We start from the raw sequence: 16,533 nt of genomic DNA on the forward strand, positions 1-16,533 counted from the left end.
TCAGAACTTTTATACAATGAAAGGGGATGGAGGGATTATTGTGTTAATGGAAGAAAGGGTGAATAGTACTTATAAGTGGGTTATGTTAATTTTTGCGACGGTTGCTCAAACAACAGCGACACTTATAACGTATGGTGTTGGAGCGTTTGCTTTATTTTGGAAAGAAGAATATGTACTTACGAATACGGAGATTGGATTGTTAGTAAGTGTTGTAAATATAGGACCGCTATTTTGTATGCTTTTTGTCGGGCGGCTACTTGATCAATACAATGAAAAGTTGTTAATTTCGATAAGTTCATTTTTACTAGGAGGTTCGTTTTTACTGACTAATATGGTCAATGGATTTAATGGGTTACTCTTTGTACTTTTATTAGTAGGAACGTTTTATAGTGTTTCGCAGCCAGGAGGAAGTAAGGTGATAATGAAGTGGTTCCCGAAAGAAAATCGTGGGTTAGCGATGGGGATTAGACAAGCAGGTATACCGATTAGTGGTACGTTAGTGGGAGTATTGATCCCGTTTCTTACAATGAAATATAACATGGCTTATGCGGTAAATAGTATTGCATGCATTTGTATAATTGGAGGGTTTTTATTTTTTATATTTTATAAGGAACCATATATTCAAGAGAAAGTTAAACAAGAACGTATTAAACTTTCTTTTTGGATGCAGTTAAAAGAAGTGATGTGTAAAAAAGAGTTGTATGCAATTTATATAACTGGCATTTGTATGATTTCATTGCAAATGGTGTTAGTTGCACACTTTATAAAATTTTTAGTATTGGAACAATCAATCACGCCAATTTTAGCTGGAAAAGTATTTTCCGTTATGTTCTTTTCTGGAATGGTTGGTAGGGTTATATTAGCAGCTACTAGTGATTTGTTTTATAAGGGAAATCGGCGCACCCCTTTATTTATAACTGTTTGTATTTCTATTCTCTTCATTCTAATATTAGTAATGAGCATACATACAATAACGAATGTATTGTATGGTGTAAGTGCATTGTTAGGGTTCTTTTCGATTGGATGGTTTAGTCTTTTTATAGCTGAAGTTGCAGAATCAGCAAGTGAAGAATCGGTAGGGATGACAGTGAGTTTTGCACTTACATTAAATCAAATTGCCATTATTGTTGCACCTGCTTTATTTGGTTATATTGTAGATAAGAAGGGATATACGTATGCGTGGTTATGCATAGTGGTATTACTAACTATTTCAGCGGTTAGCTTATATAGGAATTATAGAAAATAAAAGAATGTTAGCAATGTAAATTTTTTATGAAGAAAGTCTAAAGAAATGTTGAATGAGCGACATTTCTTTTTTTATTTGTTGTATAATCAAAATGTAAATGAGATTCGTTTTCAATTTCGTTCATTACCTATTTTGAAATTACCTGTAATTTTAGCCATAATTAGCTGTTTTTCTTTATCGTTATTTGCGTGATTTATTTTATTTAAAAATTTTTCAGCATCATTTCCTTTTAATATTATAATTTATTTTCCGTAATATTCAATTAATAACATGTTGTTTTTTGTTATCCGATAATGAAACATCTTATCATCTAAACGATTGCGTTTATCGGTGTTTTTCATATAACATCTCCATTCTTTTTAGTATGTAACAAATGTTACAAAAGAATTTGAAATTATAGTGTAATGCATCCGATTGTATGTTGGAAATTTTGCAAGAAAGAAATACAATAGAGAGTAGTCAAAATTGAAAATGAGAAAAAGGAATCTAGTTTTAACAGAGTGAATATTAAATAATATTATAATATACTTGATAATTAAAAGATATAAAATAGAATGGATACACGTTAAGTGAAACTAGATAAAAGAGGGTTCCTAGTATGTTAAAGAAATGGTTAATCATTTTCTTTATTTTTGCTGTTTTTTGTGGAAGTGTTGTTACACTGATACATGCAAATAAAGGAAAAAAATATGATGCAAAGGCATTTTCTAATGTAAATAGTAAGCAAAAAGATGTTAAGCAGGAAGTTGATGCGAATGAAAAAAAGCGTTATGAAATTGCAGCTGGAAAACTAGACCAGTACTTAAAAGATAAAGGATTTAATGGGAGTGTTCTTGTAGCAAGTAAAGATCATGTCATTTTACGAAAAGGCTACGGTTATGCGAATGTGAAAGATCAAGTATTAACAACTCCAAGAACGAAATATCGCATTGGGTCTATTACGAAAACAGTTGTTGCAATATCTATTATGCAACTAAAAGAAAAAGGGAAGTTGAACATTGAAGACAATGTAAATAAATATATCCCATCGTTTCCGGCAGATAAAAACATTACGTTACGAAATTTGTTAACACATACGTCTGGATTACCAGAACAGGGACAAGGTAGTGTTGACGCAGCATCACGGTTAAAATTAGTAACGTGGATTGGGGCACAAACGTTACAATTTCCAGCAGGGACAGGATGGAAATATACAGATTATAATTATATGGTGCTTGCATATATTGTAGAAAAAATATCGAATAAACCACTTGCTAAATATGTGAAAGAAAATATTTTGACTCCTGTTGAAATGCATGAATCTGGAATGGGCGCAACACTTCCAGAAGATATTTTCTTAGCAGAAGGGTATACAAAAAAAGATAATAAGTTAATAGCCACACCTCGCTTAAAAATGAACTGGCTGTATGGTTGTGGTGAAATGTATACGACTGTTGAAGATATGAAAAAGTTAGATGAAGCTATTATGGATGGTAAACTACTTTCTAAACAAAGTGTATCAGATATGTTTTCTGCATCACCTGCAAGAAAATATGGATTTAGTTTCTATATTTACCCAGACTATTATCATAACCACGGTGTATTAGCTGGCTGGAACACTTTTAATAATTTTAACTGGGATAAACGAACGTTTGTCATATTATTTTCTAACGTCCAAAATGGTATGAATGATGCATTTAATCAAGAATTTAGGAAAATGGCGAATGATTTAATAGAAGGAAAATAATTATAAAAAATCGGTATTGATATGTAATTATCAATACCGATTTTTTTATTTTGTAAAGTTTTACTTACTGCCCACAAATAGCGGGATAAATAGGTAAGAAAGGTGATTGGCATTTGAATAAATCAAAATAGGTAGTTAAATGCTAAGTAATGCAAAGAATAATTGGTAATTTTTACATTGATAAAAAAGCTTGAGCTTCACACTATGTGAAGCTTTACATTATTGGAGACAAGAACAGGAGGTTGAAAAAATGAAAAAAGCAATAAAGTTTTGTTTAATAGCTACATTATCTACAACGATTATTAGTGGATGCTCTTTTGAGGGTAACAATGAAAATGTTAAAGGGAAAGAAGGAGAAAAAGTAGAGGTACAGAAAAATGCTGGGAAATATACGATGCCAGATGAAAAAGATAAACATGAAGGTACATGGCTGCAATGGCCACATGAATACACATATGGTGAAGAGTATAAGCAGGAAGTTGAACCTATTTGGGTTAAGATGGCAAGTGCTTTAACTGAGGGAGAGAAAGTCCACATTGTTGCATATGACCAGGAAGACAAGAAGAGAATCAATAAGCTTTTAACAGATGAAGGGTTAAATATGGAGAAGGTTGATTTCTTTATCGCGCCTACTGATGATGTATGGGCAAGAGATAGTGGACCAATTTTTGTTTATGACAATAATAAAAATTTAAAAATATTAGACCCGGCATTTAATGGATGGGGAAAGAAAACGCCTTACAAAAATGATGCTCGAATACGAGAGAATGTCAGTAAACAATCAGGAATTGAAAGAATTGATTGGGGGAAATTTGTACTTGAAGGTGGCGCAATTGAATTAGATAGCAATGGGACTGCGTTATTAACTAGAAGTGCAGTAACGAATAAAAATAGAAATCCTAATTTATCAGAAAAGGAAATTGAAAAATATATAAGTGACCTTGGGGTGTCAAACTTTATTTGGTTAGACGGAGTACCTAATTTAGATATTACGGACTTTCATATTGATGGATTTGCTAAATTCCATAATAAATCTACCATTGTAACGATGAAAGAAGATGACCTAGCTGAATGGGGTTTATCTAATAAAGATATGGATACATTGTTAGATGCCAAAAATGCTTCAGGACAGAAATATAAGTATGAATACTTGCCGCTTAGTAAAGAAAAGGTTGCTTTAGAAAATGGAAAAACTCTCAATTATAAGGGATCGTATATCAATTATTATATTGGGAATACAGTTGTATTAGTGCCTCATTATAATGATCCGAATGATAAAATCGCAAACGATACGATTCAGAAGTTATACCCAGATCGTAAAGTAGTCGGTATTGATGTGAGAGAGCTGTATAAAAACGGCGGTATGATTCATTGTGTGACGCAACAACAACCCGTTAGTTTGAATTAGTAAGTGGAAATAGAATTATCGGCAGGGATATCCCATAGTCGAAATTTTGGCTAGGTGACATCTTTTTTTATCTGTATAAAAGGGAGTATTGGCGTTGAAAGAAATTATCTTAATTAGCTTCATAATGATTGGATTTATGATTCTAGTATTTAATTGTATACTTTCATAATTTAAAAGATAAAAATGGGAAGGGAATTTTGTAGTAGGACCCATTACAATCATCAAAAATTTATATGTTGAATTCTTGTTAAGAGTCCATTTCTGGCTCAATGACGGCTTTATAATATTTCTCCATGCTATAATCCATTCATGAAATTTACATGTTGCATGAGTTGTAATGAAAAAAGGCATGAATTGAGAAATAGTTATGTAACTACGATATAAAAAGTGAGGTAAATAATATGGAACAAAAACATAATGGCATTATTTTTACTGCAATACCAGACGAATCGAATGAATATTATCAACCATTTTATGAAGACTTGATTTACTTTAATGAATGTTTAAATGAAAAGAAATCAATTGCGGATCAACTTATATCTTTATCTGTTGAAGAACAAGACTTTCATACGAGCTGTTTTGAGTATGATGATATTTGGCTAAGAGATGTTGCACCGGTTGTCACAAATCATCTAGTTAAATTTAAATATCGACCAAATTATTTGCCAGATGATCAAGGGCGATATTTAGATCAACAATTTAATAAATGGTTGAAAAAGAATGACTTTGAATATGTAAAATCCCCATTAATATTAGATGGTGGTAATCTTATTTGGAATAAAAAAGATACTGTAATATTAACAGAACGCATATTTGATGATAACGATGATTGGACAGAAGAGGAAATTATTGAGCAGTTAGAATGGGATTTAGATGTGAGCCGAGTTATTATTATTCCTGCTGAAGAAGGGGATGTACTAGCACACGCAGACGGAATGGTTAAATTTATTGATGAACATACAATGTTTATAAGTGATTTTTTAGGGGATCATGAATTTACATATAGTGTTCAAGAGATTATTAAAGAACAAATGCCAGAAGCTGAATTTATAGTTGTTCCTTCATCATATACAGAGAAAGGACAATATGATCAAGAGATAGCATCGGCAAAAGGGTTGTATATAAATATGTTAGAATCATGTGATGCTCTTTATGTTCCTAAGTTTGGACTAGCTAAAGATGAGGAAGTTTTACGATATATTCAACAGTATACGGAGAAACAAGTTATTCAAATTCATGTAGGAGAAATATCAACAATGGGGGGCGCGATGAATTGTTTAACGTGGTATTGTCCAAGTCATTTGTTACCTTCGAAAATGAGAAGATTGAAAAATCAGAATGGAAATTTTTCAATGAAGAAGATTTTTGATTGGTTTTAATAAATAAGTAATGAAAAGAAAATATATTCAAGGAGTATTGATATGTATACCATCGCTGAGTTTTCTCGGATTTGTAAAATGAGTACGCGGATGTTAAGACATTATGACAAAGAGGAGATATTAAAACCGGCATATGTGAATCCGGTTAATGGGTATAGGTATTATGAACAAGAGCAACTGGAAGTAGCGCTGAAAATAAAAAAGCTAAGGGAGTATAAATTTCCTCTTCCAAAAATTAAAATTGTTTTGCAGTCATCGGATCAAGATTCGTTTGTTCAACATATACAATCACAAATTATCGAGTTGTCTCAGGAAGTGAAGCAAAATTTACAGGTTATTTCAGAAATGAATGAAATGGTAATGGTGAATAGTAGTCTAAATATTGCTCGCCATAGAAGTTACGATATATTAATGGGAATGAGGAACGAAGTAACGTTAATTACTCAAAGAGTAAAAATAGATATAGATGATATGGATGATTATTTTTATGACTTATATGAAGAGGTACAAAAAAATAACTTTCAAATAGTTGGTTCTCCATCTGCAGTCTTTTATGATGAAGAATATATTCCAAGTAACAGTGATATTGAGTTAAGAATTCCGGTTATGCAGGGGAATGATGAAGACGTAGCACAAGAGTATGAAATGAAACAACTAAGTCCACATCATATCGTTACTACTATGCATTATGGAAGTTACGACTATATAGGTTACGCTTATATAGCGTTAGAAGAATGGATTGAAAGAAATGGGTATGTAATAATTAATTCGCCATATGAGGTTTATATAAAGGGACCTGAATGTGATTGTTTAGCAGAAGAGTATGTGACACAAATTTGTTTTCTAGTTACGAAAATAGAATGAGAATAAGGATTGACATTAACATTATGTCAATCCTTATTCTATGTATGAAAGCAATTTATCATAATAAAAAGGAGAAGTAAAGAATCACCTTATAAAGTTGCTACAAGTAAATGAAGATATTCCTGTTGACCTTAACACGATGTCAAAGTATAGACTGTACGTACATTCATATAAAGGGTGAACACGTATGAGAAATATAGAGAATAGTTTGTTTTATATGCCTGCGGAATGGGAGAAACATGAAGGTACATGGCTCCAATGGCCACATGATAAAGCACATAGAGGTGAAGGCTACAGAGCTAAGTTAGATGATATTTGGATATCGATGGCAAAGGAGCTTCACTATGGAGAAAATGTCCATATTGTTGTATGTGATGAAGAAGAGAAAATACATGTCCAATCGAAGTTAATTGAAGCTAATGTAAATATGGATAAAATTGATTTCTTAATTCAAGAAACTGATGATATTTGGATACGAGATAACGGACCAATCTTTGTAACGGATAAGGAAGGGAATCGCTGCCTAACGCACTGGATATTTAATGGTTGGGGAAATAAATATCCGTACGAAAAAGACGCTAATATTCCGAATAAAATAAGTGAAATGTATCGTATTCCAAAAGTTGAATCTAGTGTCTGTCTAGAGGGTGGGGGAATTGAGATAAACGGAAACGGGACCTTAATGGCGGCGAAAACGTCTATTATAAATGAAAATCGAAATCCCACACTAAGTCAGAAAGAAATTGAAATGGAGTTAACGAAATATTTAGGAGTAACAAATTTTATATGGATAACTGGTATACGCGGAGAAGATAATTATGATGAAGATACGGATTATCATATTGATGGCGCGGCACGGTTTGTAAATGAAAATACGATACTGTATGAATATGATCCTTTCGATGAAGGAGAGCCATACCTTTTGGAGGCGTACGAAAAGCATTATCAAGAATTACGGCAAGCGAAAAATATAGATGGAAAGCCATTTCAGCTCATTCCAGTACCAGTAACAAGAAAAATGGTAAAAGAAGCAGATTGTAAAGGATCGTACTTAAATTTTTACATTGGTAATGAAGTTGTATTGGTACCTATATACGGTGATGAACATGATAAATTAGGGCTTCAAATCATTGAAGGTCAATTTCCAGGGAGAAGAATTGTTGGTATATATGTTAACGAATTGTATGCATACGGTGGTATGATTCATTGTGTGACGCAGCAGCATATAGAATAGAGTAATTCAAATAAAAAGCATGCAGAGCATATACTCTGCATGCTTTTTATAATGTTGAAAACTCCTCAACAAGTTGAGTGAATTGTTTCAATGCACTTTCAATCGGTTCTGGCGTTGTTAAATCGACGCCAGCTTTTTTCAATAAGTTTAATGGGTAGTCTGAACTTCCGCCTTTCAGGAATTCAATATAATTTTTCTGGGCATTCGGATCACCGCTTAATAGTTTATCAGCGATTTGAATGGCAGATGCGAATCCAGTTGCATATTTGTATACGTAAAACGGGCGATAGAAATGAGGGATTCTAGCCCATCCGTATTTTACTTCTTCATCAAATACAAGTGAATCACCGTTATATTCTTTAAATAGCTTTTCATAAATTTCACTGAAGACTTGTGCATGTAATGGTTTACCTTGTTCAGCCATTTTATGTGTGATTTTTTCAAATTCTGCAAACATAATTTGTGTAAAGAAAGTACCTTTAAATTTCTCAATAAAATGGTTAACTAAATGGTTACGCACGTTCGTATCTTTTGCTTCTTTTAATAAATAGTGAATTAATAACACTTCATTTACTGTAGAAGCGACTTCTGCGACAAAGATAGAATAATGTGCAGAAATTCTTGGTTGGTATCCATGTGAATAGTGCGTATGCATACCGTGACCGCATTCATGAGTAAGAGTGAACAGGCTGTTTAAATCATCGTGATGATTTAAAAGAATGAAAGGATGAACGCCGTATACACCGAAGTTATAAGCACCAGAACGTTTCCCTGGTGTTTCTCTTACGTCTATATATCTTTTATCTTTAAAACTTTTTAATGTCTCAATATATTCTTCTCCTAAAGGAGCTAGTGATGCAATCATAATGTCAAATGCTTCACTATATGGGATGTCTTGTTTTACACCTTCTACTAAATCGACGCCTAAGTCGTATTGTCTTAGTTCATCTACGTTTAATTTTTCTTTTCGAATTTCATTGTATGTATGTAATGTTTGAATGTTTTTTTTCGTTGTATCAATTAGGTTTTCATATACTTCTTTCGGAACCATATCGCCAAATAATGATTTCTCTAGCGCTGATGGATAGTTTCTTAATTTCGAAACAGTAACATTATTTTTAATAGCAGCGGATAAAGTAGATGCGATGGAATTCTTTAACTGAACATATGGTTTGTAATATGCTTTATAAGCTTCTTTACGCTTTTCACGATTCGTATCTTCTATTAACTTTGCATACATTCCGCGTGTTAAGTTCACTTTTTCTCCATCGTCAGTCGTCACTTCACCAAATAATATATCTGCATTATTTAACATACCAAATGTGTGCTGTGGAGAAGAAAGAGCTTCACCCATTTGTGATAAAATTTCTTCTTGGTCCTTATTTAATACGTGTTTTTTATAACGGTATAATTCAAATAAGTCTTCTTTATAATATTGTAAGCCTTCTGTTTCTTCTATGTAAGAATGTAATGTGTTTTCGTCTATGCTAAGTAAGAAGGGGGAAAAGAAAGATTTCGCTGCACTTACTTTCACGTGTAATTGTGATACTTTATCGACAAGAGATTGCGCGTCAGTATCGCGTGTATCAAGGTCAGATTGTAATCGTGCATAAGCGAACATTAAAGATAGTATGCTAGAAACTTCTTCACTCTTCGTTAAATAAGCTAATAAACTATTGCCATCGTGAATATTTCCATTAAACTCGTGTAATTCCTTCGTTAATACTTCAATTTTATGAAAATCACTTTCCCAATCTTCAATTGTATGGTAAATGTCTGTTAAATCCCATTTTTCTATATCAGCTACTTGTAATCGATCTTTAAGTTCTGTCATAATCATTTCCTTTCTAAACATGTAGTTATATTTCTATATAACTATGAAATACAACAAATTGCAAAAAATCCCTGCTGAAAATTGAAAAGCCCTGCTAAAATAACAAGGCTTACTTACTTACTTACTTACTTACTTACTTACTTACTTACTTACTTACTTACTTATAGTGTAATTCCGAATTTTGAATGTAAAAGGTTTGTATATTGCATGTCTGTAACGGTTTCTTTCGCTTTTTTACCATTTTTTGCTACTGTAAGGCTATCTTTCGTTAAAGAGGCATGCCCATCTTCAGTTAGTTTTACAATAAGAGGTACTTTATTAAAGGGTGATCCTTCATGTTCAATGATAATTTTTTGTGCTGTATTTGCTTTTTCTTCATCCACTTCTTCTATATAAAATGCATAGCCTAACGTCCAATCATCAGCAGAAGATTGATCCAAGAACTCATTGTTTTTCCGCATCTCTAAAATGTAGTTTCCCTTTTCGGTCATTTCTTTACGAATACGATAATCTCCTGTAATAGAGTGAATGACTTCACCTGAGAAAGGGACAGGGGCAAGAGGTAAGTATGATCCGAATCCTACTTCAATTAAATAAAGTTCATTATGATGTGTTAAAACGGTTGCGATATGGCCAGAATCAACAGCCCACATGGAGTTTGCAGCGTTATAAACTGTTCCTGAAACGAGATGAACATCGAATCCAGAATCTTTCAGGAAGTAATACATAGTAGGGTTGAGTTCATAACAAAGACCGCCACGGTTATTTACTAAAATTTTCTCTTTCAAATTTTCTTTTGATATTTCTTTAAAATTCTTTTCGAGAATATTTAAGTTTTCAAAAGGAACAGTTTGTGCCATTGCGTACATAATGTTAGATAAATCTTCAAATGAAACTGTGTCTTTTTCTTCTATATGTAATCGTGCGAAAAATTGTTTTTGAAAGTCTGTCATCGAAATCCCTCCGTTAAGCTTTTATAGGTAAATTGTAAACAATCTTGAATAGGATGTGAAATTAAAACTACGTTGAATATTTGAAATTAGATTAAAAATAATATGAGAGAGTGAGAGATTGCTACTTTACTAACGGTGGGACGAATATTATAATAATTCTGATAAACTATGCAAACGCTTTCTTGGAAGGGGATGGTGTACAGATGTTTAAAAGAATAACAATAGTCGGATTGTCAGTTGTTATGTTTTTACCTAGTATATATGAGGGGAGTAAAGCATATGCAGACACAGTTAACAATGGAACGTTAATGCAGTATTTTGAGTGGTATGCTCCGAATGATGGGAATCATTGGAATCGTTTGCGTACTGATGCTGAAAATTTAGCGGAAAAAGGAATTACATCTGTTTGGATACCACCTGCATATAAAGGAACTACGCAAAATGACGTAGGATATGGAGCATATGATTTATATGATCTGGGGGAATTCAATCAAAAGGGAACAGTGCGGACGAAATATGGGACGAAAGCACAATTGAAATCTGCAATTGACGCTTTACATAAGAAAAACATCGATGTATACGGTGATGTAGTTATGAATCATAAAGGTGGGGCTGATTATACAGAAACTGTCACAGCAGTTGAGGTAGACCCGAGCAATCGGAATATTGAAGTATCAGGTGATTATGAAATTAGTGCGTGGACGGGATTTAACTTTCCAAGGCGTGGAGATTCTTATTCTAATTTCAAATGGAAATGGTATCATTTTGACGGAACGGATTGGGATGAAGGAAGGAAATTAAACCGAATTTATAAATTTAGGGGCATAGGTAAAGCATGGGACTGGGAAGTGTCTAGCGAGAATGGGAATTATGATTATTTGATGTATGCGGATCTTGATTTTGATCATCCAGATGTTGCGAATGAAATGAAAAAATGGGGAACGTGGTATGCGAATGAATTAAATTTAGATGGTTTTCGTTTAGATGCTGTTAAACATATTGATCATGAATATTTGCGCGATTGGGTAAATCACGTTAGACAGCAAACAGGGAAAGAAATGTTTACAGTAGCTGAATATTGGCAAAATGATATCCAGACTTTAAATAATTATTTAGCGAAGGTTAATTATAATCAATCTGTGTTCGATGCACCACTTCATTATAATTTTCATTATGCTTCAACAGGAAATGGAAATTATGATATGAGAAATATTTTAAAAGGAACGGTAGTTGCGAATCATCCTACACTTGCGGTTACTCTAGTTGAAAATCATGATTCACAGCCTGGTCAGTCATTGGAATCTGTAGTGAGCCCTTGGTTCAAGCCGCTGGCATATGCATTTATTTTAACGCGTGCAGAGGGGTATCCTTCTGTTTTCTATGGTGATTACTATGGTACAAAAGGAAATAGTAACTATGAAATTCCAGCGTTAAAGGACAAAATTGATCCGATTTTGACGGCACGAAAAAACTTTGCATATGGTACGCAGCGTGATTATTTTGATCATCCAGATGTGATTGGCTGGACAAGAGAAGGTGATAGTGTACATGCTAATTCTGGTTTAGCGACGTTAATCTCTGATGGACCAGGAGGGACAAAGTGGATGGATGTTGGAAAGAATAACGCAGGGGAAGTATGGCACGATATTACGGGTAATCAAACAAATACTGTAACAATTAATAAGGATGGGTGGGGGCAGTTCCAAGTAAGTGGAGGATCAGTTTCTATATATGTTCAGCAGTAATTTGGTGATGAAAAAGAAGAGGTAGACTGAAATATAAGTCTTCCTCTCCTTTTATATTGCGCATATTAATTTTTTCTGAATCTTTATTGTAATAAAAGAGCTAGTCGACCTTTATTACAACAAGAGAGGCATTGGAATATATAATGTCACCCGTGGCTTCTCTTATTCGTACTCGAAGAACATCCCCTTGATTTAAAGATAGTAAATCAGTTCTGGCGGATGTAGCTCTTACCCCAGAACCACCACCAACTCGCGTTTCAATTGCGAATTGAATGGAATCGTTTATTGTAAGATTTAATATACTAGACGATACAGCTTCTATAATTTTTCCTCAGCAAATATAGGTCTAGTTTAAGTGATATTGAAGCGTATAGTTACGTACTACTTAAGTATGACACCTTTACTTCTCACGTAACATATAGTATGATGATTTCAATAAATTAGATTTCAATGACTATAATATAAATTAATGAGAGGTGCTTTTTGTGAGTGCGGTAGGTACTAAATAGGAAAAATTTAATGAAATAAGTCAGATAAGAACAGGGGATTTTTATGTATACCATACCCCTAACTTTGTCATGGATTTATTTCGATACCTATGAAGATACCTACAATACTTTATAAAGCGTGTAATAAGGGACTGCCATCTATTTTTTATGGCTTATTTCCTCATATGTTATTACACATGCCTTATAAATGTAAAAGCTGCGGTATCCCCGCAGCTTTTTTGTATATATTTTTAATGTATAAAAATGGTAATTGAATAATGTAGAACTCATTGGAATCTAATGGGTAGGTATCTTCATTTATGATAAAAATCAATCATAGTGAGGAGAAACAAAATGAATACGATGACTTTTGAAAAGTTACAATATAATGAATTAAAGGATATAGTGAAATCTTATTGTGTAAGTGGATTAGGTAAGGAATTATTAAACAAATTAGAGCCGAGTACGAGTCTAAAAGTAGTGAGAAATCGCTTGAATGAAACGACAGAAGCACGAGCTATATTAGATGCAGAAGGGCATGTTCCTTTCTTCGGTATTTCTAATATTGCTAGTACAATTCAAAAATTAGAAAAAGGGATGATTTTAGATCCAGAAGAATTAGTAAGTGTTTCAGACTTTTTACGTGGATGTAGAAAGATTAAAAAGTTTATGTTAGATAAAGAATTTTTTGCACCAGTATTAGCTTCTTATGCAAATTCAATGACTGAATTTAAAAGTATTGAAGAGGAAATTAACTTTTCAATTAAAGGAAATGGTATTGATGTAGCTGCAAGTAAAGAGCTAAAACGAATTCGAAATAATATCGATTCTGTAGATGGGAAAATAAAAGAACGTTTAACGAAGTTTTTAAATAGTAGTGCAAATAAGAAATTTATTCAGGAATTCTTTATTAGTAAAAAGGATGACCGTTATACGATTCCAATTAAATCTTCCTATAAAAACCAAGTTGCTGGAAGTATTATTGAAGCCTCGGCAAAAGGCTCTACTGTATTTATAGAACCGCATACGGTTACGAAATTGAATGCAGAATTAGCAGGTTTGAAAGCAGAAGAAGCTGTTGAAGAGTATCAGATTTTAGCGACTTTATCAGGAATGGTGTTAGAAAACATTTATAGTATAAAGATTAACATGGAGCTAATTAGTCAGTATGATATGGTATTTGCGAAGGCGAAGTTTAGTAAATCGATTGATGGAATAGAGCCGAAGTTAAACGATCATGGCTACATTCATTTAGTGAATTGTAAGCATCCGCTTTTAACAGGGCAAGTTGTACCGTTACATTTTAAAATTGGTCAAGAGTATCGTAGTTTAATTATTACAGGGCCGAATGCGGGCGGAAAGACAATTGTGTTAAAAACGATTGGATTGTTAACATTAGCTACAATGTCAGGCCTTCATATTGCAGGAGATAGAGGTACAGAAATCGCTATTTTCGAAAATGTATTCGTAGATATTGGTGATAATCAAAGTATTGAAAATGCATTAAGTACATTTTCGTCTCATATGAAAAACCTTTCTGAAATTATGAGAATGTCAAATAATAATACGTTACTATTATTTGATGAAATAGGGAGCGGTACAGAACCGAATGAAGGTGCAGCACTTGCAATATCTATTTTAGAAGAGTTGTACCTTGCGGGATGTATTACCGTTGCGAGTACGCATTACGGAGAAATTAAACGATTCTCAGAAATGCACGATGACTTTATGAATGCAGCGATGCAATTTAATAGTGAAACGTTAGAGCCGCTTTATAAATTAGTTATCGGAAAATCAGGAGAAAGTAATGCACTTTGGATTGCGAATAAAATGAGCGTAAAAGAACATGTACTGAAAAGGGCGAAAGAGTACATGGGAAATAAAGAGTACGCTTTAGAAAAAGTGAATGAAAGTAAAATTAGAAAACCGAAATTCGTACAAGAAAAAAGAGAATATCATTATGAGTACAAAATCGGCGATCGTGTGAATTTATTGGATTATGATGATTTTGGTATCATCTATAAGGAAAAAGATAATTTTTATAACGTTGTTGTATATTACAACGGTGAATTCGTTGAAGTGAATGTAAAACGTATTACTTTAGAGGTAGCAGCGAAGGAGTTATATCCAGAAGGATACGATTTAAATACACTATTTGTTGATTATAAAGAAAGAAAAATGCAACACGATATTGAGCGCGGATCGAAAAAAGCACTTCGTAAAATTCAAAAAGAAATAAGAAAGAATAGAGGATAAGTTAAAATGGTAACGATTAGACAAGAACAAAAAAACGATTATAGAAAAACAGAAGAAGTCGTAAAAGAAGCATTTTTAAAGGAAGAATTTAGTGATGAAACAGAACATGAACTTGTAAAACGTATTAGAGAATGTGATGCGTTTGTTCCGGAGTTATCAATTGTTGCGGTAGATGAAGATATAGTTGGTCACGTTATGTTATCGAAAATTACAATAGAACAAGGTGGAACTTCTGTGGAGTCATTGGCACTTGCGCCAGTTTCAGTTGCTAGGGGCCATCAGAAGAAAGGAATTGGTGGAAAACTAATCACGGCTGCTTTAGAAAAAGCGAAAGAACTTGGATACGGATCAGTTGTAGTGTTAGGACATCCAGAGTACTATCCGAAATTTGGTTTTAAGAAAGCGAGTAAGTGGAATATAAAAGCACCATTTGAAGTGCCTGAAGAGGTGTTTATGGTGATGGAATTAAGGGAGAATGCTCTTGAAGGTGTAGAAGGAGTTGTTCAGTATTCGAGTGCATTTGCTGAGTAGGAGTATCGGTTAAGGAATAATCATAAAAGATGCTATCTTTTTGTAGAGATATACAGAAAGATAGCTTTTTTTATTAAGCAAATTCACTTACGTATATTTTGCTCAATGAATAATTAAGATGGTAAAATTGATATAGAAATGTAAAAGGAGAGAAAAGGATGAAGAATAGAGAAACAGATAGCAATGAGAATGTAGTTACGTTATATGTTACAAGACACGGAAAAACAATATTAAATACGAATCATCGCGCGCAAGGCTGGGCAGACTCTCCGTTAGTGGAAAAAGGTGTTGAAGTTGCCTCTAATTTAGGAACAGGATTAAAAGATGTTCATTTTACGAATGCGTATAGTAGTGATAGCGGCCGAGCGATTGAAACTGCTAATTTAGTATTAAAATATAGTGAGCAATCAAAGTTAAAACTTGAGAAAAGAAAAAAATTACGAGAATTAAATTTTGGTATTTTTGAAGGTGAAAAACTTGAAAATATGTGGGATGTGGTTGGAAAAGCTGCGGGCGTTGCATCGCCAGAAGAACTTATGAAGTTTTCTATTCAAGAAGTGATTAATCTTATTAGAGCAGCAGACCCTACGAAACAGGCGGAAGATTGGGAATTATTTTCTACTCGTATAAAAGCAGAGATTGATAAGATTAGTGAAGAAGCTGCTGCAAATGGTGGCGGTAATGTTTTAGTTGTCGTTCATGGGCTCTTGATTACTACCTTAATCGAAATGTTAGACAGTAGCAAAACAAAACTTGGAGTAGAAAATGCTAGTGTGACGAAGATTGTATATCAAGATGGAACATACACAGTCGAGTCTGTTGGAGATATGAGTTACGTTGCAAAAGGGAAAGAAAGTGTGGAAATATAA

Annotated in this window: 13 protein-coding genes and 1 pseudogene; 10 read left to right on the top strand and 4 right to left on the bottom strand. The window is 33.3% G+C overall.

Annotated elements, in window-relative coordinates:
• Positions 1-16: 16 nt before the first annotated feature.
• Positions 17-1,246, top strand: a complete 1,230-nt coding sequence (locus C4S65_RS03455) for an MFS transporter (protein WP_003307530.1) — start codon at positions 17-19, stop codon at positions 1,244-1,246.
• A 110-nt stretch (positions 1,247-1,356) separates the two neighbouring features.
• On the opposite strand, the gene C4S65_RS35650 is transcribed toward C4S65_RS03455, so the two are convergent.
• Positions 1,357-1,488: an ABC transporter ATP-binding protein gene (locus C4S65_RS35650; protein ID WP_308201943.1), complete on the bottom strand. Its 132-nt coding sequence runs from the start codon at positions 1,486-1,488 to the stop codon at positions 1,357-1,359.
• Between the two features lie 356 nt (positions 1,489-1,844).
• Here C4S65_RS35650 and C4S65_RS03465 point away from each other — a divergent pair, with 356 nt between their 5' ends.
• From C4S65_RS03465 to C4S65_RS03490, 5 genes are all read left to right on the top strand, one after another.
• Complete coding sequence (locus C4S65_RS03465) at positions 1,845-2,972, top strand: serine hydrolase domain-containing protein (protein WP_000915171.1); 1,128 nt, start codon at positions 1,845-1,847, stop codon at positions 2,970-2,972.
• Between the two features lie 250 nt (positions 2,973-3,222).
• Positions 3,223-4,380: an agmatine deiminase family protein gene (locus C4S65_RS03470; protein ID WP_061666699.1), complete on the top strand. Its 1,158-nt coding sequence runs from the start codon at positions 3,223-3,225 to the stop codon at positions 4,378-4,380.
• 401 nt (positions 4,381-4,781) lie between these two features.
• Positions 4,782-5,759, top strand: coding sequence for an agmatine deiminase family protein (locus C4S65_RS03480; RefSeq protein WP_000435521.1), 978 nt, complete (start codon positions 4,782-4,784; stop codon positions 5,757-5,759).
• A gap of 42 nt (positions 5,760-5,801) precedes the next feature.
• Entirely contained in the window at positions 5,802-6,623 is an 822-nt protein-coding gene (locus tag C4S65_RS03485; RefSeq protein WP_000287984.1) for a MerR family transcriptional regulator, read from the top strand.
• A 187-nt stretch (positions 6,624-6,810) separates the two neighbouring features.
• Positions 6,811-7,857, top strand: a complete 1,047-nt coding sequence (locus C4S65_RS03490; RefSeq protein ID WP_098838353.1) for an agmatine deiminase family protein — start codon at positions 6,811-6,813, stop codon at positions 7,855-7,857.
• Positions 7,858-7,903: 46 nt separating this feature from the next.
• On the opposite strand, the gene pepF is transcribed toward C4S65_RS03490, so the two are convergent.
• Positions 7,904-9,691 carry an oligoendopeptidase F gene (gene pepF, locus C4S65_RS03495; RefSeq protein WP_098838354.1) on the bottom strand — a complete coding sequence of 596 codons (1,788 nt, stop codon included), beginning with the start codon at positions 9,689-9,691 and terminating at the stop codon, positions 7,904-7,906.
• 161 nt (positions 9,692-9,852) lie between these two features.
• Positions 9,853-10,644 carry an arylamine N-acetyltransferase gene (locus C4S65_RS03500; RefSeq protein WP_061666701.1) on the bottom strand — a complete coding sequence of 264 codons (792 nt, stop codon included), beginning with the start codon at positions 10,642-10,644 and terminating at the stop codon, positions 9,853-9,855.
• A gap of 203 nt (positions 10,645-10,847) precedes the next feature.
• On the opposite strand from C4S65_RS03500, the gene amyS reads away from it, so the two are divergent.
• Complete coding sequence (gene amyS / locus C4S65_RS03505) at positions 10,848-12,389, top strand: alpha-amylase (protein WP_061666702.1); 1,542 nt, start codon at positions 10,848-10,850, stop codon at positions 12,387-12,389.
• Positions 12,390-12,489: 100 nt separating this feature from the next.
• Here amyS and betA read toward each other — a convergent pair.
• Positions 12,490-12,714 (bottom strand): annotated as a pseudogene (gene betA, locus C4S65_RS35635) (collagen-like exosporium glycoprotein BetA); the annotation flags it as partial.
• A gap of 517 nt (positions 12,715-13,231) precedes the next feature.
• Here betA and C4S65_RS03515 point away from each other — a divergent pair.
• The 3 genes from C4S65_RS03515 (at position 13,232) to C4S65_RS03525 (ending at position 16,533) form a co-directional block, all read left to right on the top strand.
• Positions 13,232-15,133 carry a mannonate oxidoreductase gene (locus tag C4S65_RS03515; RefSeq protein ID WP_061666703.1) on the top strand — a complete coding sequence of 634 codons (1,902 nt, stop codon included), beginning with the start codon at positions 13,232-13,234 and terminating at the stop codon, positions 15,131-15,133.
• A gap of 6 nt (positions 15,134-15,139) precedes the next feature.
• Complete coding sequence (locus tag C4S65_RS03520; RefSeq protein WP_000256468.1) at positions 15,140-15,664, top strand: N-acetyltransferase; 525 nt, start codon at positions 15,140-15,142, stop codon at positions 15,662-15,664.
• A 158-nt stretch (positions 15,665-15,822) separates the two neighbouring features.
• On the top strand, positions 15,823-16,533 hold the full coding sequence (locus C4S65_RS03525; RefSeq protein WP_000797117.1) for a histidine phosphatase family protein: 711 nt from the start codon (positions 15,823-15,825) through the stop codon (positions 16,531-16,533).

The sequence above is a fragment of the Bacillus sp. ok061 genome (assembly GCF_900108285.1).
Classification (GTDB): Bacteria; Bacillota; Bacilli; order Bacillales; family Bacillaceae_G; genus Bacillus_A; species Bacillus_A thuringiensis_S.

What these genes read in the sequence shown, in the direction of transcription:
- C4S65_RS03525 (WP_000797117.1), top strand. Translation starts at nt 15,823, where the DNA reads ATGAAGAATAGAGAAACAGATAGCAATGAGAATGTAGTTACGTTATAT.
- C4S65_RS03520 (WP_000256468.1), top strand. Translation starts at nt 15,140, where the DNA reads ATGGTAACGATTAGACAAGAACAAAAAAACGATTATAGAAAAACAGAA.
- C4S65_RS03500 (WP_061666701.1), bottom strand. Translation starts at nt 10,644, where the DNA reads ATGACAGACTTTCAAAAACAATTTTTCGCACGATTACATATAGAAGAA.
- C4S65_RS03455 (WP_003307530.1), top strand. Translation starts at nt 17, where the DNA reads ATGAAAGGGGATGGAGGGATTATTGTGTTAATGGAAGAAAGGGTGAAT.
- C4S65_RS03480 (WP_000435521.1), top strand. Translation starts at nt 4,782, where the DNA reads ATGGAACAAAAACATAATGGCATTATTTTTACTGCAATACCAGACGAA.
- pepF (WP_098838354.1), bottom strand. Translation starts at nt 9,691, where the DNA reads ATGACAGAACTTAAAGATCGATTACAAGTAGCTGATATAGAAAAATGG.
- C4S65_RS03490 (WP_098838353.1), top strand. Translation starts at nt 6,811, where the DNA reads ATGAGAAATATAGAGAATAGTTTGTTTTATATGCCTGCGGAATGGGAG.
- C4S65_RS03470 (WP_061666699.1), top strand. Translation starts at nt 3,223, where the DNA reads ATGAAAAAAGCAATAAAGTTTTGTTTAATAGCTACATTATCTACAACG.
- C4S65_RS03515 (WP_061666703.1), top strand. Translation starts at nt 13,232, where the DNA reads ATGAATACGATGACTTTTGAAAAGTTACAATATAATGAATTAAAGGAT.
- C4S65_RS03485 (WP_000287984.1), top strand. Translation starts at nt 5,802, where the DNA reads ATGTATACCATCGCTGAGTTTTCTCGGATTTGTAAAATGAGTACGCGG.
- C4S65_RS03465 (WP_000915171.1), top strand. Translation starts at nt 1,845, where the DNA reads ATGTTAAAGAAATGGTTAATCATTTTCTTTATTTTTGCTGTTTTTTGT.
- amyS (WP_061666702.1), top strand. Translation starts at nt 10,848, where the DNA reads ATGTTTAAAAGAATAACAATAGTCGGATTGTCAGTTGTTATGTTTTTA.